This window comes from Gordonia sp. GN26 (assembly GCF_054823965.1).
The window spans coordinates 38,203-54,168 of the sequence record NZ_JSYC01000151.1 but is presented as its reverse complement, the minus strand read 5'-3'; the positions used below and the strand labels follow the sequence as shown (position 1 = coordinate 54,168).

Here is a 15,966-nt window from a genome sequence, read left to right as displayed (position 1 = left end):
TCGGCAGATCACCTCTTCAGGGTGATCTGCCGAGCTATCTCGGCCAGCTTGGTGTTCGACTCCTGGGACAGTTTCTTCAAGAGGTCGAACGCTGCCAGCGCATCGATGTCGAAGCGCTCCATCAGGATGCCTTTCGCCTGTCCGATCACGTCGCGGTTGGCCAAGGCACTGTTGAACTGCTGGTCTTTCTTGATGGCGTTCCAGGCCAGAGCGGCGTGGGTCGCGTACACGATGCCGATGTCCTCGGCGTGCAGGTCGAACACATTCGGCTCATCTGCGAAAAGATTGAGCGCCCCGATCTTGTTGCGATTGGCGAAGAGCTGGAAGGACAAGACGGAGCGGATCGGCACCTCGCCCATCGCCCGGCTCCGGTACTTCGGCCACCGTTCGTCGTTCTGAAGATCATGGACGCGGACGACCCGGTCGTGCAGGGCTGCCGACAGGCACGGGCCCTCCCCGACCTCTGCTTGAATCCGGTCGTGGATCTCCGCGATCTCGTGCGTCGCTCCGAAGGATTCGATGGAGCGCCGGTCCGTGGCGACTGTCAGTCCGGCGTACTGAGCTCCGGGGATCTCGGCCACCGCACCTGCCACGATCGTCTTGGCCACCTGTTCGTCGTCGGCTTCGTTGCCGTGCAGCCCTCGTGCCAGCTCCGCGATGCGGAGATGAACGTTGTCGGTCGCTTCGGTCACGATCGGACTCCTCTCAGGCGGCTGACCACGTCGTGGCCTGGGTCGGCGCCGCCGTGATGCTGCGGACCCGAATACCCAACGTAGCGCCTGCAAACCTCATGGATGGGGTTACAGGGCCCCTGAACGACGTTCCGCGCGCGTACGTCGCTCTGGCAGGCTTTGCCTCATGCTCCCCATCCTCGATCTCGGCGACGCTGACACCGATCCCGCGACCTTTCGTGCTGCACTCCGAGAAGCCGCTCACGACCACGGGTTCTGCTATCTGACCGGCCACGGCGTGCCCGTCGAATCGCTGACCGCAGTTCTGCGACTGGCCCGTGAGTTCTTTGCGCTACCCGAGGAGGTCAAGAACGAGATCAGTCAGCTCCAGAGTCCCCAGTTCCGCGGATATTCGCGTCTCGGTGGTGAACTGACCAACGGCCAGGTCGATTGGCGCGAACAGATCGACATCGGTCCGGAACGCGCGGTCATCCCGGGCGCCGACGGGTACTGGCGGCTCCAGGGTCCGAATCTCTGGCCGTCGTCGCCGGCCGGTTTCCGGAACGCCTTCGAGAACTGGGGTGCGGCGCTCTCCGAGGTCGGCTTGCGGTTGCTGCGGCACTGGTCGGTATCGCTCGGCGCCCCGGAGTCCTTCTTCGACGCGGCGTTCGCCGAACTGCCGGCGACCCTGATCAAGGTGGTCCGCTACCCCGGTACCGCCGACAGCACCCAGGGCGTGGGCGCGCACAAGGACTCGGGAGTGCTCACTCTGCTGCTCGTCGAACCCGGCTCGGAGGGCCTCGAGGTCGAGACCGCCGCCGGCACCTGGCTCGAGGTCCCGCCTGTCGAGGGAGCGTTCATCGTCAACATCGGCGAACTGCTCGAGGTCGCAACCGGGGGCTACCTCCGAGCGACCCGGCACCGGGTCCGCGCGCCCCGCCCCGGCACCGACCGGGTCTCGATCCCGTTCTTCCTCAACCCTGCTCTCGACGCGGTCATCCCGATCATCGACCTGCCGCCCGAACTGGCCGCGGCATCCCGCGGCGTCGAGGCCGATCCGAACAACCCGATCTTCGACACCTACGGCGAGAACGCCTGGAAGTCGCGCACCCGCGCACATCCGGATGTCGCGGAACTGCATCACGGAATCGTCGCCAAATAGCCGCAAACCCACCCTTTTTCGCCAAACCCACCCCGCGTCAGAGGGTGGAAATGCCCGAAAAGGGTGGGTTTGTGGCGTGCGTCAGACCTGTTCACTCACCGGCGCGTGCTCGCCGAGCAGAGGCGGCGCCGACCGGTACAACGGCGGGGTGGCGCTCATCCGGATCGGGTTGGCCACCGATCGGAACGGCTCGTCCCGGCGCGAGTCGTCGATCTCGACGACCGGGTCGAGTCCCAGACGTTCGGCGAGCGCGATGGCGTCGGCGATGTCGTTGAGCGGTCCGCAGGGCACTCGCTTCGCGGTGAGGGCGTCGAACCAGTGATCGGCGCTTGCCGTCGACAACGCATCGTTCAGGATCGCCACCAGCTCTTCACGATTCGCAACCCGTGCACTGTTGGTCGCATACCGCTCGTCCGCGGGCAGGTCGGGGCGTCCGAGAACCTCGCACAACCCGGCGAACTGACGGTCGTTGCCGACGGCCAGCACGAACGGACGGTCGGCGGTCTGGAACACCTCGTACGGGGCGATGCTCGGATGCCGGTTGCCCATCGCGGTCGGGACCACTCCGGCCGCCACATAACCCGACGACTGGTTGGCCAGTGCCGAGATCAGCGACGACAGCAGGTTGACCTCGATCCGTTGGCCCTGCCCGGTTCGGTCGCGATGTCGAAGCGCGGACAGGATGCCCACGGCCGCATGCAATCCCGTGATGACGTCGACCACCGCGACACCCACCTTGGTCGGCGTCTGCGGGTCGGGGCCGGTGATGCTCATCAACCCACCGACCGCCTGGATCAGCAGGTCGTATCCCGGGAGTTGGTTGTTGCCACCGAAACCGGTCACCGAGCAGTAGACGATGTCCGGCCGGAGGCCGGTGACCGCGTCGTAACCGAGACCGAGCCGGTCCATGGTTCCGGGCAGGAAGTTCTCGACGACCACGTCGGCCCGCTCGACGAGGCGTCGTGCCTCCTCGAGCCCCTCGGGATCGGAGAGGTCGATCGCCACCGACCGCTTGTTGCGGTTGACCGACAAGAAGTACGACGACTGGTCACCGACCCAGGGCGGACCCCACGACCGGGTGTCGTCACCGACTCCCGGTCGCTCGACCTTGACGACCTCGGCACCGAGGTCGGCGAGCAGCATCGTCGCGTACGGCCCGGCGAGCACCCGGCCGAAGTCGGCGATGACGAGTCCGTCGAGCGCGCCGCGATCGCTCAACGGAATGCGGCTTGGCCCGTGAGGGCGCGGCCGATGGTGAGCTGGTGGACCTCGGAGGTGCCCTCGTAGGTGAGGACGGACTCGAGGTTGTTGGCGTGACGGATGACCGGGTACTCGAGGGTGATGCCGTTGGCGCCCAGAATGGTTCGGCATTCGCGGGCGATCTTGATGGCCTCACGGGTGTTGTTGAGCTTGCCGGTGCTGATCTGCTCGGGGCGGATCTCGCCGCGATCCTTCAGACGACCCAGGTGGTAGGCCAGCAGATGCCCCTTGCCGACCTCGAGCGCCATGTCGGCGATCTTGGTCTGGGTGATCTGGTAGCCGGCGAGCGGCTTCTCGAAGACCTCGCGGGACTGCGAGTAGTCGATGGCGGTCTCGAGGCAGTCGCGGGCGGCGCCGATCGCGCCGAAGATGATCCCGAAACGGGCCTCGCTCAAGCTGGTCAGCGGTCCGCGCAGGCCCTCGGCCTCGGGGAGCATCGCCGACTCCGGGAGACGGACGTTGTCCAGGACGAGCTCGGAGGTGACCGACGCGCGCAGCGACATCTTCTTGTGGATCTCCGGAGCGGAGAACCCGGGGGTGTCGGTGGGGACCACGAATCCGCGGATGCCCGCCGGGCTGTCGGCGAGATCGGTCTGCGCCCACACGACCGCCACGTCGGCGATCGAACCGTTGGTGATCCACATCTTGGTGCCGTTGAGCACCCAGTCCCCGCCGTCACGCTTGGCGTTGGTGCGCATCCCGGACGGGTTGGAGCCGAAGTCGGGTTCGGTCAGGCCGAAGCAACCGATCGCGTCACCGGCGGCCATCCGCGGCAGCCACTCGTTCTTCTGCTCCTCCGAACCCCAGTGGTGGATGGAGAACATCGCGAGCGAGCCCTGCACCGAGACGAGGCTGCGGATACCGGAGTCCACGGCTTCGAGTTCGAGGCAGGCCAGGCCGTAGGCCGTCGCGCTCATGCCCGGGCACCCGTAGCCCTCGAGGTGCATCCCGAGTGCGCCGATCTGACCGAGTTCCTTGGCGATCTCGCGAGCCGGCAACTTCGCGTCCTCGAACCAGTCGCCGATGTGGGGACGCAGACGCGCGTCGGCGAAGTCGCGAACGGTGTCGCGGATCGCGATCTCGTCCGCATCGAGCAACGAGTCCAGGGCGAAGAGCTGCGCCAAGGAGCTGGGTCGGGACATCGGAACCTCCGGGGATCGGGCCTGCTTCTGATCGTACAAGTCCTACGAGAACGTTTGCGAGAACGTTTGCATGGGCTACGGTAGGTGCTCGAACGCGCAGCGTCAACAGCGCTACCGACAGGATGGGGGAACCAGCGTGGCCGGTGGGCAGCGAACGCCGACCCTCAAGGAGATCGCGAAAGCCGCGGGTGTCCACGTGTCGACGGCGTCTCGGGTACTGCGGCAGTCCGAACCCGCGGACGGGTGGTCGGAGTCGGCCCTGCGGGTCCGCGAGGTCGCCGATCAGCTCGGCTACCAGCGCAATCTCTGGGCCGCGAGTCTCCGCACCCGAAAGACCACGACCCTCGGCGTCGTGATGACCCGACTCACCGACGGCGTGGTCGCCACGACCTACCAGGGCATCGAGCAGGAGGCGACACGCGCCGGCTACTCGGTACTGCTGTCCAGCCCGCCCGACGACCCGGAAGCCCAGCGGGCGGCCATCGAACTGCTCGTCGGGCGCCAGGTCGACGGCCTGCTGCTCAGCGGTCTGCACCGACCGGGCAAGGAGTTCATCGCCTCGCTGAGGGTCGGCGACGTACCGATGATGACGCTGACCCGGCACGCCGACGCCGGGCTCCCGTTCGTCGGCGGCGACGACGTGCGCGGTGGCGCGCTCGCCGCACGGCACCTGATCGATCGCGGGTACACCGACCTCGCTGTCATCGCCGGTCCCGCCCACGCCACGACGGCGACGGATCGACTCGAAGGCTTCCGGTCCGAGGTCGCCGAAGCAGGGATCGTGCTGCCCGAGAGTCGTATCGTCGCATCGAACTTCGAGGTGCGCGGCGGCACCGAGGCCGGGCGCATCCTACTCGACGCACCGGACCGGCCGAGGGCGATCTTCGCGGTCTCCGACACGATCGCCGTCGGCGTCCTCGGCGTCGCCCGCGACCTCGGACTTCGCGTCCCCGAGGACCTGGCCCTCGTCGGCTACAACGACATCCCCATCGCGGCACAGCTTCCCGTGCCGCTCACCACGATCCACTCCCCCGCCCTGGAGATCGGTCAGACCGCGGTGCGCGGGTTGCTGGATCTGACCGCAGGTCGCGACGTGGAGTCCCGACGCCTGCCGGTCGAGCTGATGGCCCGCGGCACCACCTAGGAACGCGGCACCGGCCAGGAGTGCGGCACCGGTCAGAAGTGCTGGGCACCGCCGTCGATCGAGATCTCCTCGGCGGTGATGAATTTCGACTCGTCCGACGCCAGGAAGGCCACCACGTTCGCGACCTCGTCGGCCTCGGCGGCGAACTGGTTGAGGAAGGTCATACCCATTCCTGCCAGCCGCGGATTGGCCTTGTTGGTCTCCTCGATGCGTTCGACCATCCGGCCCGAACCCATCGGCGTGATCACCGCACCCGGATGGACGGTGTTGACGCGAATGTCGTGTTGTCCCAACTCCGCCGCGAATGCACGCGACATCCCGACCAGAGCGTGCTTGCTGGTCGTGTAGTGGACCATGAACGGCTGCAACTTCTTTCCGGCGAGCGAGCTGGTGAGGATCACCGATCCGCCACCGCGCTCGATCAGATGAGGCGCCGAGGCGGTGACGGTGTTCCAGACCCCGGTCACGTTGATGTTCATGGTGTCGGCGAAACTCTGCGGGGTCACCTCGTCCCAGGTCTCCGGGATGCAGATGCCGGCATTGGCGACCACGACGTCGAGCCCCCCGAGCGCCTCGACCCCGTCGCCGACTGCCGCGCGGAGTCCGTCGAGATCGCGGGTGTCACAACGGGTCAGGATCGCCTTGGCGCCCAGATCCTCGACAAGTCGCTGGGTTTCGGCAAGATCGTCCTCGGTGGCGGGTTCGTACGGCACGCCCGGTAAGGGTCCGGCGAGGTCGACGCCGATGATGTGTGCTCCCTCGGCGGCCAGTCGTACCGAATGTGCCCTTCCTTGGCCCCGCGCAACGCCCGTGATGAACGCGACCTTGTCCGCCAGCCGTCCCATGCCGCCCCCTGTTCGCCGGATGCCGGGACCCGATCGGACCCCTCGGCGCGACTCTACGGATTGACGGCGGCCCTCCGGGCCGACTCGAGAGAGAAAAGGTTCTCGTCCCACCCATCGGCGAGTGGGCCGAAGAAGTGGAAGCGCACTTTCTTCACCCGGTACAACCACTGCCCGTCCTGTTTGACCAGCTCGTCGGTGTAGCGACCGGCGGCGATCGACGCGACACCGTCGAGGACGCACGGTTGCCAGAGGAACGACCGTGCCGTGGCCTCGTCGCCGTCGACGTCGATCTCGAGATTGGTGATGAAATGCCAGAACGACGTGAGTCCGCCATCGGCGAGACCGGCGAAGAATGCCTTCATCTCGGCTTTGCCCTTGGGGTTCGACAAACCGTCGAACTCGCCGTCGTCGGTGAAGAGTGCCATCAGCTCGTCCCAGTTCCCGTCGTCGAGATGACGGCAGTACCGGGCGTCGAGCGTCCGAATGGCGTCGATGTCTTCCAGACGGGTCAGCCGCGCCGCCAGGCCGGAGTCGGTCGTCATGATGCCTCCATTAACATTCGTTCACGTGCACCACACCATAAAGCCGCGGAATTCGCAGGTCAACAGAGCAACCAATCACCATCATTGCTGGTGACCACACTTCGACCTAGTCTGAGCACATGAACACCCGATCGCCTTCGGCGACCGCAGCGTCCCGCGACCGCATCCTCGACGCCGCGCTCGACGAGTTCTTCACGGCGGGCTTCCACGGTGCGACCATGCGAACCATCGGCAATCGTGCAGGTTGCAGCGCCGCGAACGTCTACAACCACTTCGAGAACAAGTCCGATCTGCTGGTGGAGATCCTGCGGACCGCGAGCGACGAACAGTTCACCGCGACCCGCAACGCGATCCGTCGGGCCGGGAAGGACCCCGTCCAGCAGTGGCGAGCCGCCGTCGTCGCCCATGCGCTGTACACCGCCCAGCGGCCGCGCGAGTGCCTGGTCGCGAACACCGAGCTGCGCTACCTGGGCGAGATCGACCGCAAACGCGTGGTCGGCTCGCGCGATGCGCAGGAACAACAGTTCATCGACATCGCCGAAAAAGCGGTTGAACAGGGACTTTTCCACATCGATCGGGTCCATCAGGCGGTCACCGCGGTTCTCCTGATGTGCGCCGGGATCCCGGTGTGGTTCCGCCCGGACGGCCCACGGACCGCAGCCGAGGTCGCCGAGGACTACGGCCAGTACGCACTCAACCTCGTCGGATACCGTCCCGACCTCGCTCACCCATTGACCTCGGTATGACCCGATGCTCTAATGGTGAACGACCGTTAATGAGTGATCACGACACCTCTCCGATCACTTCGGCCCGCATTCATTAGGAGAAGGCCATGACCCATCGGCCGTCACAGCCCCGGACCGACAGCCCGCGCTACCTGACCGAGGAGCGCCTCGCCATCCGCGACCTCGCCCGCGATTTCGCGATGAAGCAGGTCCTGCCGGTTGCCAACGAGCTCGACCCCGTCCAGGGCACCATTCCCGACACCCTCAAGAAGGCGATGGCCGAGGTCGGGTTCTTCGGCATCATGATCCCCGAGGAGTACGGGGGTCTCGGGCTCGGCGTCTTCGAGTACTGCCTTGTCGCCGAGGAACTCTCGCGGGCGTGGATGAGCGTGTCCGGACTGCTGGCGCGCGGCAACGGCATGGGCGGCGGCTTCACCCCCGAGCAGGAAGCCGCCCTGCTGCCCCGCGTGGCGCGCGGCGAGTACCTCGGCGCCTATGCGCTCTCCGAGGCCGAGGCCGGCTCCGACGTCGCCAACATCTCCTGCCGGGCCACCCGTGACGGCGACGAGTGGGTCGTCAACGGCACCAAGATGTGGTGCACCTATGCCGACGAGGCCGACTACCTCGTCCTGTTCGCACGCACCGATCCGAACAAAGACCCGGCCAAACCCCACCGCGGTATCAGCGCCTTCCTCGTCGAGAAGGAACGCGGCGAGTTCCCCGAGGGCGTCTCCGGCACCAAGGTCCGCAAGATCGGCTACTTCGGCTGGAACACCTGGGAATTGTCTTTCGACGACTTCCGCATCCCGGCCGACCGCATGCTCGGCGAGGAGGGCAAGGGCTTCTACCTCGCGGTCAGCGGCCTGGAGGTCGGGCGCGCCCACACCGCCGCCCGTGCGATCGGCCTGGCCCGCGCCGCGCTCGAGGATTCCATCGCCTACATGCACACCCGTAAGCAGTTCGGGCACGAACTCGCGGACTTCCAGCACCTGCGTTTCAAGATCGCCAAGATGGCCGCCGACATCGAGGCGGCGCGGCAGTTGATGTACTCGGTCGCCACCGACATCGACACCGGCCGGCGGTGCTCGCTCGAGGCGTCGATGTGCAAGCTCGTCGCCACCGAGATGGCCGAGCGGGTGACGAGTGAAGCCGTCCAGATCCACGGCGGCGCCGGCTACACCACCGACTTCCAGGTCGAACGGCATTGGCGCGACGCACGTCTCACCAAGATCTTCGAGGGCACCAGCGAGATCCAGATGCGGATCATCTCCGATGAACTGCTGGGCAGGGCCGGATCATGACCACCGCCATCGCCTCGCTCCGCGTCGGAGTCCGGACCTCCACCCGCGCCCACCTCGCCGCCGACGTCCTCGACCGCCACGGGCTCCACATTCCCTCACGTTCACAGTCTTTCGGGATGGTTCTCGCCGAGTGGCTCACCGAGCCGGTCCAATGCGCGGAACGTGTCGCCATCTCCTGGTCGGCGACCACCCCCGTCGTCGCAACCGACCACGTCCATGCGACCACCCTGGTCACCAGGGTCGGCGCCGATGGCATCGACCGCGAGGTCCGCCTGATCGACGACGCCGGCCGGGTACGCGAATCCGGCACCGAGACATGGCGTACCGACGTCAGCCCCCAGCCGGTGCCCGAACTCGACTTCTGCTCGGCCGAGTGGGGTGAGCTACTGCGCGCCCGCCTGCACCAGGACACCGTGTTCACCTCGGCGGTCTCCACCTGGGACGGCACCGTCGGACTACGGTGCGGCACCCGCGAAGTGCACCTGCGTATCTACAAGGGGCAGATCATCGACGTCACGCGCCGTTCCCCCCTGGGCGCCACCTTCACCTTCGAGGCCTCTCCCGCGACCTGGGTGGATCTCACGCAGTCCGACTCCGACGACTTCATGCGGCGCGCCCTTCGCGGTGAATTCTCCTCAGCCGGTAACGGTTACGAGTACCTGCGATTGACCAAGCCGCTGCACGCGATCATCCAGAACGCGCGGGCACTGGCCCAGGAGGTGGACTCATGATCGAGGCACGCTACCTCCAGATCCAGGGCGCTCTGGCATTCGTCGAGATCGTCACCGCCGATCCCACTACCTCCGGTGAGCTCAGCGCCGACATCCCGACCGTGCTGTGCATCCACACCGCGGGGCAGAGCGGCGTCCAATGGCGTCGTGCCGCACAGGACATCGCCGACCGCGGATATCGCGTCGTCGTGCCGGACCTGCCGGGTCACGGCCGTTCCGAACCCTGCCCGACGGGCCCGGTCACCAGCCTTGTCGACTACGCGGACTGGTTGACCACCGTCCTGCGGCAGCTGGACGTCGAACGGCCCTATGTCATCGGCTGTTCCATCGGCGGCAAGCTCACGCTGGAGCTGGCGACGCGGCCGGAGTATCCGCTCGCCGGAGCAGTCGCGATGGCGGCCGAGACCGGGCCGGGCCGCGTCAAGATCGCCGGCCTGCGACGTGAACTCGAGGATGTGGCCGGACCGGCCCGAGCGGAGCGCACCTACCTCGGCAGTCTCGCCTCCGTCGGGCGGGCAGTACCCGCCGCGCAGGCACATCTGATCGGTCTCATGCACAAACGTGAGGACCCGGAGATCTCGTCGTCGGACCTCATCGGCTGGGGCAGTCATGATGTCCGCGAACGGCTCTCCGATCTCACCTGCGGGCTACATCTGATCTGCGGGGCCGACGACCCGTGGATCAGCGTCGACGCCGTCCGTCACGCCGCCGCCGAGATCAACGAACTCGACGGCCCACGTGCACAATTCACCGAGCTGGCGGGCTACGGCCACTACCCGATGGAAGAGCTCCCCGACTTCGGAACACTCGCCGACGCCTGGCTGCGATCCCTCCCAGCCGGGAGCCGCACCCCGGAGGCGGTGTCATGACCCTCACAACCCATCCCACGCTCGCCGGAATGCTCGCCGATCTCGTTCACCAGTCCCCCGACACCCCGGTCGCGATGGACGTCGCCGACGGCGAGGTCATCACCCTCACCCGCTCCGAACTCGGCCGTCGTGTCGATCAGTTGCGAGAAGAACTGTCCCGCATCGGCATCCGCCGCGGCCAGTGTCTGGCGGTGTACCTGCCCAACTGGTCCGACGCGTTGGTCTGGCAGTTCGCCGCATCCGCGCTCGGCGCGCACGTCATCGGGGTCAACACCCGCTACAACGTCGGCGAGGTCGCGCACATCCTGACATCGGCACGACCCGCGGTGGTGGCCGTCCCCGCACGGTTCCACGGACTCGACATCGTCGGCACCCTGCGCGAGGCGAGTTCCGCGGCCGATCCTCTCCCGGCGGTCGCGGTGGTCCCCGGCCCGTCGAACCCCGACGCGACGGCTTCCGATTTCGATCTCGGTGCCGGGGCCTGGATCGCCGGCAGCGGCGACACCTCGGGAGTCTCCGCACCCGCGACTCCGTCGACGGCGGCATGGACCCCGGCAGGCGAACGAGCCGCGCCTTCCGGCGAACTCGCGGTCGCGTTCACGACCTCCGGTTCCACCGGGACGCCCAAGCTCGCCGCGCACCGGGATTCGGCCGTGGTCCGGCACGCGCATGCCGACTCGGTGCTCATGGGCGTCCGCGAGGGCGACGTGATCCTGGGCGTTCTGCCGGTATCCGGTGTCTTCGGATTCAGCACGGCTATGGCCGGTCTCGCGGGTGGTGCAGCCATCCTGATGGAGCCCGTCTTCGACGCCGCGGCGACCCTCGCCCGGGTCGAATCGTTGCGCGTCACCCACATCGTCGGCGGTGACGACCTCTTCGGGCGCCTCTACGACACCTGGCACGACGGCCGGCTAACCGATCTGACCTCGTTGCGCTGGCTCGGCATCGCCGACTTTCTCGGCAGGTCCCACGACATCGCACGGTGGGCACGCGACGAGGCCGGGGCGCAGACGACCGGCGTCTTCGGCTCGTCGGAGGTCTTCGCCCTGGCGCTGCTCTGGTCGTCCGACGACCCCGAGTCGGTGCGGTGGAAAGGCGGTGGCCGTCCGGTCGAGTCCGCCATCGAGGTACGCGTTGTCGACCCACTCGACGATCGTGTACTGGGCATCGGCGAGGAAGGTGAACTGCAGTTCCGCGGCCCCAACGTCGTCGACGCCTACCTCGGCAACCCGGATGCCGCCGCGCGTGCGTTCACCGCGGACGGCTGGTTCCGCAGCGGCGATCTCGCACGCGCGCTCGACACCGGCGGGTTCCGTTACGTATGCCGCATGGGGGATGTGCTGCGGCTGCGCGGTTTCCTCGTCGACCCGGCCGAGATCGAGCACCGTCTCGCCGAACACGAGCACGTGCAGACCGCGAAGGTCGTCGGGCTCACCGGTTCGGGTGGTTACACCGAGGCCGTGGCGTTCGTCGTGCCGGTCGACGCCGGCGCAGACCTCGACGCCCCGTCGTTGAAGACCTGGTGCCGTGATCGCCTGGCCGCCTTCAAGGTGCCCGCGGCCGTCCATGTCATCGAGCAGATGCCGACCACCGTGGGCGGCAACGGGACCAAGATCCGGGCCGTCGAACTGCGCGAGTGGGCGCAGAGATGGTCCGGCCAGGAAGTGGACTACCGCAAAGGAACACCCGCATGACCGTCAGCACGCCACCCCCCGCAGCCGACGACGTCGTCATCTGCGAGCCGCTCCGCACGCCGGTGGGACGCTACGGCGGCTCGTTCGTCGACGTACCGGCCACCGAACTGGCCGCCACCGTCCTCTCCGAACTGTTGCGTCGCACCGGGATCGATCCGGCGAGCATCGACGATGTCATCTTCGGGCAGTGCTACCCGAACGGCGAGGCGCCGGCGATCGGGCGTGTCGCCGCACTCGATGCGGGCCTCCCCATCACCGTGCCGGGTTCGCAGCTCGACCGGCGCTGCGGGTCCGGCCTGCAGGCGGTTCTCGACGCCGCGATGCGCGTCCAGACCGGGGTCGCCGACCTGGTCATCGCCGGGGGCGTCGAATCGATGAGTCGCGCAGAGTATTACACCGAATCGATGCGGTGGGGTGCCAAAGGCGCGCCCGCAGCTCTGCACGATCGACTGGCCCGTGGCCGCGTCACCTCCGGCGGCAAGAACCATCCGGTTCCCGGCGGCATGCTCGAGACCGCGGAGAACCTCCGCCGCGAGTACTCGATCCCGCGTCAGGAACAGGACGAACTCGCCGTCGAATCGCATCGACGCGCCGTCGCCGCCATCGACAGCGGCAAGTTCGCGGAAGAGATCGTCCCGGTGGCGGTTCCGCAGCGCAAGGGCGACGACAAGGTCGTCGACCGCGACGAACACCCCCGTGCCGACACCACCCTGGAGTCACTGGCCCGGCTGCGGCCGATCATGGGCAGGTCCGATCCCGGGGCCACCGTCACCGCGGGTAACGCCAGCGGCCAGAACGACGGCGCCGCAGCCACACTGGTGACCACCCGCGCGAACGCCGAGCGTCTCGGCCTCAAACCGCTCGCCCGTCTGGTCACCTGGGCGGTCGCCGGTGTCGGGCCCGAGGTGATGGGCATCGGCCCCGTCCCGTCCACCGCGAAGGCGTTGTCGCGCGCGGGCCTCGAACTCGCCGACATCGACCTCATCGAGTTGAACGAGGCCTTCGCCGCCCAGGCGCTCGCGGTCACCCGGGAGTGGAAGTTCACCGACGCCGATTTCGACCGCACCAACGTCAACGGATCGGGCATCTCGCTCGGCCACCCGGTCGGTGCGACGGGCGTCCGGATTCTGACGACGCTGCTTCGTGAACTCGAACGTCGTGAGGCGCGTTTCGGCCTCGAGACCATGTGCATCGGCGGCGGGCAAGGACTCACCGCGATTTTCGAGCGGGTGTGACCTCAGGTTTCGCGACCCCGAAGGCGGGTACCACCGGTGGATGACGCTCCCGATTCGGGTGAGCCCGGAATCGGGCATGACCGTCGATCGCCTCTCCGAGTACCTCGGAACGCCGATCGTCGGTGACCCCCGTGTCGGCCACCGGATGGTTCGCGACCTCGTCGATGACTCGCGCACCGTCCGCCCGGGTGATGCGTACCTGGCGATTCCGGGGAGTCGCTGGCACGGGCTCGATTTCGAAGACGAGGTGGCAGCCGCCGGCGCGGTCCTGGCGATCAGCGACCGACCGTCGTCGGCACTCCCCACCCTGATCGTCGACGAGCCGCGAAAAGTGGTGGGCCCGTTGGCGTCCTGGTTCCACGACGAACCCTCCCGCGATCTCCGCGTCTTCGGTGTCACCGGCACCAACGGCAAGACCAGCACGACCCACTTCATCGACGCCGCCCTCACCGCGGCGGGCGAATCGGCCGGACTCATCTCCGGCGCACGCATCCGGGGCCCTGGCTACGACCTGGTACCCACACGCACCACCCCCGAGGCACCCATGCTGCAGCGAACGCTGGCGACATTCCGGCGACACGGTGTCACCGGGTGTGCGATGGAGGTCTCCTCCCACGCCGTCGACCAGCACCGCGTCGACGGCACCGCCTTCCGTGTCATGGCCTTCGCCAACTTGAGCGACGACCACCTCGACTATCACGGCTCGATGGAGACCTACTTCGCGACGAAGGCGGACATGTTCACCGTCGAGCGGACGCAGATCGCTGCGATCAGCATCGACGACGACTGGGGTGCACGCCTCGCAGCCGGCACCGCTCCCGAGACATGGACATGCTCGGCCCTGGACGCGACTGCCGATGTGTATGCGACCGACATCCGTTGTGCCGACACAGGAACCCGATTCACCGCTCACACGCCGTACGGCACCGGCGACATCCGCCTACAGACCCTGGGTCCCCACCAGGTCGCCAACGCGCTCCTCGCCCTCACCAGCGTGGTGGCCGACGGGGTCGACGTCGCGGCCGCCGCCGAAGGGATCTCGTCGGTGACCAGCGTCGCGGGACGTTGTGAACCCGTCCGTGCCGGCCAGTCGTTCGTGGCGATCGTCGACTACATGCACAACACCGCAGGTCAGCACGCACTGCTTCCCTACCTGAGGTCGCTCGCGTGCGGACGATTGATCCTGGTGGTCGGCGCGACCGGCGGGCGGGATCCCGGCAAGCGCCGACCGTTGGGCCAGGTGGCAGCACAGTACGCAGACGTCGTCATCGTCACCGATGAGAGTCCGGAGGACGAGGACCCGGACGCGATCAGAGCCGAGGTCCTACGGGGAGCGCGCCACGGGGACTCCGCAGTGGTCGTCGAAGAACCGGATCGGGGAGCCGCGCTCACCCGGGCGGTGTCCATGGCACGTCCCGACGACATCGTGGTCGTGACCGGGCGCGGGAGCGACACCTTCCGGCGGTACGGTCCGCAGACGTTCTTCTTCGACGACCAGGCCGAACTGCGACGGGCCATCGTGGAATCACTTGACACGCAGCCCTGATGCGGCCTGCGGGCACCCAGCAGGCCGGATTCGTGGCACTCCCGTGTTTGACGCGGCATACCGTCGGGCATACGCGTCGCGGAGGAATGCACCACCCCGACGTTTCTCCGCCAGGCCCGTCGGGCGCCCACCCCTTGACGCCCGACGGGCCGACCGCGGAGCCGTATCACTCCACGGGGCCGTGCCAGTGGTCCGCCGAAAACCGCCCCTGAGATCCGCCCTCCGAAGGCGCCCCGTCGGCACCTTGCCGGCGAAATTCCTGCACGGCGGCGTCGGCAGGGTTCGTTTTCCGGGGCGTTTCTCAGCGCGAACCGCGTGCGGCGCCGGGCGCGAATCGTGCCACCCAGCCCTCGAAATGGCCGACTTCACCGCCGTTCGCCTCGAACCAGCCCCACGGGCCACCCCGGTGGCCGGTGACGGCGTCGATGACCAGATCGATCGCCTCCCGCGGCGTGCGCAGGATCGGCGCATCGATCGACGTGCCCCTCGGAACGCGGTCGCGGTGTTGCAGACGCGCCAGGACCCCGGCGATGTTCTGCTCGGTCTGCTGATAGTCGGCGATGATCGCCGCCTCGTCGACGCCGGCGAGGAGTTCGGCGATCGCGACGATCACGCCGGTCCGATCCTTACCGGCCGCGCAGTGCACGAGGGTCGGGCCGGCCGGGTCAAAGGCGTTGAGGGCCGCCGTCAGCCGATCCCCGCCGGTCTGCATCATCGCCGTGTAGATGTCGGTCAGCGCGGTGTCGGCGAGACGGTCCACGCGTGCTCCCGACGACACCTGGCGGTGAACCAAGCGGACCTCGGCCGGCCACGTCACCCGTACCGCACCCGACTCGGACGGATCACGCAGGTCGACCACGGTCGACGGCGGCCACGGCACACCGACCGGATCGTCGTCGTCCGGATAGGGCGCGTCGCTGCGGATCAGCACCCCGGGAGAGGTCGTTCCGCCGGAGACGAGGGGCAGTCCCCCGAGATCACGGATGTTCGCGAGAGATCGCAGAACCCGGTCGGCATCGCGCTCACCAGCAGTGGAGAAGGTCACTCCGGCCTCCGTCGTCTCGCCCGGTCCATGTCCGATTCACCGTACCCCGGTCAC

Annotated in this window: 15 protein-coding genes; 9 read left to right on the top strand and 6 right to left on the bottom strand. The window is 67.7% G+C overall.

Features of this window, described 5'->3' with window-relative positions; genetic code table 11:
- Nucleotides 1–8 precede the first annotated feature (8 nt).
- Nucleotides 9–692 carry a GAF and ANTAR domain-containing protein gene (locus OK17_RS20910; RefSeq protein ID WP_461418631.1) on the bottom strand — a complete coding sequence of 228 codons (684 nt, stop codon included), beginning with the start codon at nt 690–692 and terminating at the stop codon, nt 9–11.
- A 166-nt stretch (nt 693–858) separates the two neighbouring features.
- On the opposite strand from OK17_RS20910, the gene OK17_RS20905 reads away from it, so the two are divergent.
- Nucleotides 859–1,833, top strand: a complete 975-nt coding sequence (locus OK17_RS20905) for an isopenicillin N synthase family dioxygenase (RefSeq protein WP_461418630.1) — start codon at nt 859–861, stop codon at nt 1,831–1,833.
- Between the two features lie 81 nt (nt 1,834–1,914).
- Here OK17_RS20905 and OK17_RS20900 read toward each other — a convergent pair whose 3' ends face one another.
- Both OK17_RS20900 and OK17_RS20895 read right to left on the bottom strand, forming a co-directional pair.
- A complete protein-coding gene (locus OK17_RS20900; protein WP_461418629.1) occupies nt 1,915–3,051 on the bottom strand; it encodes a CaiB/BaiF CoA transferase family protein in 1,137 nt (378 codons plus the stop codon).
- Entirely contained in the window at nt 3,048–4,235 is a 1,188-nt protein-coding gene (locus OK17_RS20895; RefSeq protein WP_461418628.1) for an acyl-CoA dehydrogenase family protein, read from the bottom strand. The genes OK17_RS20900 and OK17_RS20895 overlap by 4 nt, the downstream gene beginning before the upstream one ends.
- Before the next feature lie 136 nt (nt 4,236–4,371).
- Between OK17_RS20895 and OK17_RS20890 the strand changes: the two genes are divergently transcribed.
- Nucleotides 4,372–5,379 carry a LacI family DNA-binding transcriptional regulator gene (locus OK17_RS20890; protein ID WP_461418627.1) on the top strand — a complete coding sequence of 336 codons (1,008 nt, stop codon included), beginning with the start codon at nt 4,372–4,374 and terminating at the stop codon, nt 5,377–5,379.
- A 32-nt stretch (nt 5,380–5,411) separates the two neighbouring features.
- Here OK17_RS20890 and OK17_RS20885 read toward each other — a convergent pair whose 3' ends face one another.
- Nucleotides 5,412–6,224: a mycofactocin-coupled SDR family oxidoreductase gene (locus OK17_RS20885; protein ID WP_461418626.1), complete on the bottom strand. Its 813-nt coding sequence runs from the start codon at nt 6,222–6,224 to the stop codon at nt 5,412–5,414.
- 53 nt (nt 6,225–6,277) lie between these two features.
- Entirely contained in the window at nt 6,278–6,766 is a 489-nt protein-coding gene (locus OK17_RS20880; protein ID WP_232717830.1) for a nuclear transport factor 2 family protein, read from the bottom strand.
- Nucleotides 6,767–6,885: 119 nt separating this feature from the next.
- Here OK17_RS20880 and OK17_RS20875 point away from each other — a divergent pair, with 119 nt between their 5' ends.
- The 7 genes from OK17_RS20875 to OK17_RS20845 all read left to right on the top strand — a co-directional run bounded on the left by OK17_RS20875 (nt 6,886) and on the right by OK17_RS20845 (nt 14,867).
- Nucleotides 6,886–7,512, top strand: a complete 627-nt coding sequence (locus OK17_RS20875) for a TetR/AcrR family transcriptional regulator (protein WP_461418625.1) — start codon at nt 6,886–6,888, stop codon at nt 7,510–7,512.
- Between the two features lie 86 nt (nt 7,513–7,598).
- The gene (locus tag OK17_RS20870) at nt 7,599–8,792 is read left to right on the top strand and encodes an acyl-CoA dehydrogenase family protein (RefSeq protein WP_232717828.1); all 1,194 of its coding nucleotides are present in this window, start codon (nt 7,599–7,601) and stop codon (nt 8,790–8,792) included.
- Nucleotides 8,789–9,523 carry a hypothetical protein gene (locus OK17_RS20865; protein WP_232717827.1) on the top strand — a complete coding sequence of 245 codons (735 nt, stop codon included), beginning with the start codon at nt 8,789–8,791 and terminating at the stop codon, nt 9,521–9,523. Before OK17_RS20870 ends, OK17_RS20865 begins: the two co-directional genes overlap by 4 nt.
- Nucleotides 9,520–10,392, top strand: a complete 873-nt coding sequence (locus OK17_RS20860) for an alpha/beta fold hydrolase (RefSeq protein ID WP_461418624.1) — start codon at nt 9,520–9,522, stop codon at nt 10,390–10,392. Before OK17_RS20865 ends, OK17_RS20860 begins: the two co-directional genes overlap by 4 nt.
- Nucleotides 10,389–12,086, top strand: coding sequence for an AMP-binding protein (locus OK17_RS20855; RefSeq protein ID WP_461418623.1), 1,698 nt, complete (start codon nt 10,389–10,391; stop codon nt 12,084–12,086). Before OK17_RS20860 ends, OK17_RS20855 begins: the two co-directional genes overlap by 4 nt.
- The gene (locus tag OK17_RS20850; protein WP_461418622.1) at nt 12,083–13,321 is read left to right on the top strand and encodes an acetyl-CoA C-acetyltransferase; all 1,239 of its coding nucleotides are present in this window, start codon (nt 12,083–12,085) and stop codon (nt 13,319–13,321) included. The genes OK17_RS20855 and OK17_RS20850 overlap by 4 nt, the downstream gene beginning before the upstream one ends.
- Before the next feature lie 40 nt (nt 13,322–13,361).
- Nucleotides 13,362–14,867 (top strand): UDP-N-acetylmuramoyl-L-alanyl-D-glutamate--2,6-diaminopimelate ligase, encoded by a 1,506-nt coding sequence (locus tag OK17_RS20845; protein WP_461418621.1) that lies wholly within the window; start codon nt 13,362–13,364, stop codon nt 14,865–14,867.
- Nucleotides 14,868–15,168: 301 nt separating this feature from the next.
- Here OK17_RS20845 and OK17_RS20840 read toward each other — a convergent pair whose 3' ends face one another.
- Entirely contained in the window at nt 15,169–15,912 is a 744-nt protein-coding gene (locus OK17_RS20840) for a tyrosine-protein phosphatase (RefSeq protein WP_461418620.1), read from the bottom strand.
- Nucleotides 15,913–15,966 lie beyond the last annotated feature (54 nt).

Excerpts from the sequence above, each read along its gene's own strand:
- OK17_RS20905 (WP_461418630.1), top strand. The coding sequence starts at position 859 with ATGCTCCCCATCCTCGATCTCGGCGACGCTGACACCGATCCCGCGACC.
- OK17_RS20895 (WP_461418628.1), bottom strand. The coding sequence starts at position 4,235 with ATGTCCCGACCCAGCTCCTTGGCGCAGCTCTTCGCCCTGGACTCGTTG.
- OK17_RS20885 (WP_461418626.1), bottom strand. The coding sequence starts at position 6,224 with ATGGGACGGCTGGCGGACAAGGTCGCGTTCATCACGGGCGTTGCGCGG.
- OK17_RS20880 (WP_232717830.1), bottom strand. The coding sequence starts at position 6,766 with ATGACGACCGACTCCGGCCTGGCGGCGCGGCTGACCCGTCTGGAAGAC.
- OK17_RS20875 (WP_461418625.1), top strand. The coding sequence starts at position 6,886 with ATGAACACCCGATCGCCTTCGGCGACCGCAGCGTCCCGCGACCGCATC.
- OK17_RS20870 (WP_232717828.1), top strand. The coding sequence starts at position 7,599 with ATGACCCATCGGCCGTCACAGCCCCGGACCGACAGCCCGCGCTACCTG.
- OK17_RS20865 (WP_232717827.1), top strand. The coding sequence starts at position 8,789 with ATGACCACCGCCATCGCCTCGCTCCGCGTCGGAGTCCGGACCTCCACC.
- OK17_RS20860 (WP_461418624.1), top strand. The coding sequence starts at position 9,520 with ATGATCGAGGCACGCTACCTCCAGATCCAGGGCGCTCTGGCATTCGTC.
- OK17_RS20855 (WP_461418623.1), top strand. The coding sequence starts at position 10,389 with ATGACCCTCACAACCCATCCCACGCTCGCCGGAATGCTCGCCGATCTC.
- OK17_RS20850 (WP_461418622.1), top strand. The coding sequence starts at position 12,083 with ATGACCGTCAGCACGCCACCCCCCGCAGCCGACGACGTCGTCATCTGC.
- OK17_RS20845 (WP_461418621.1), top strand. The coding sequence starts at position 13,362 with ATGACGCTCCCGATTCGGGTGAGCCCGGAATCGGGCATGACCGTCGAT.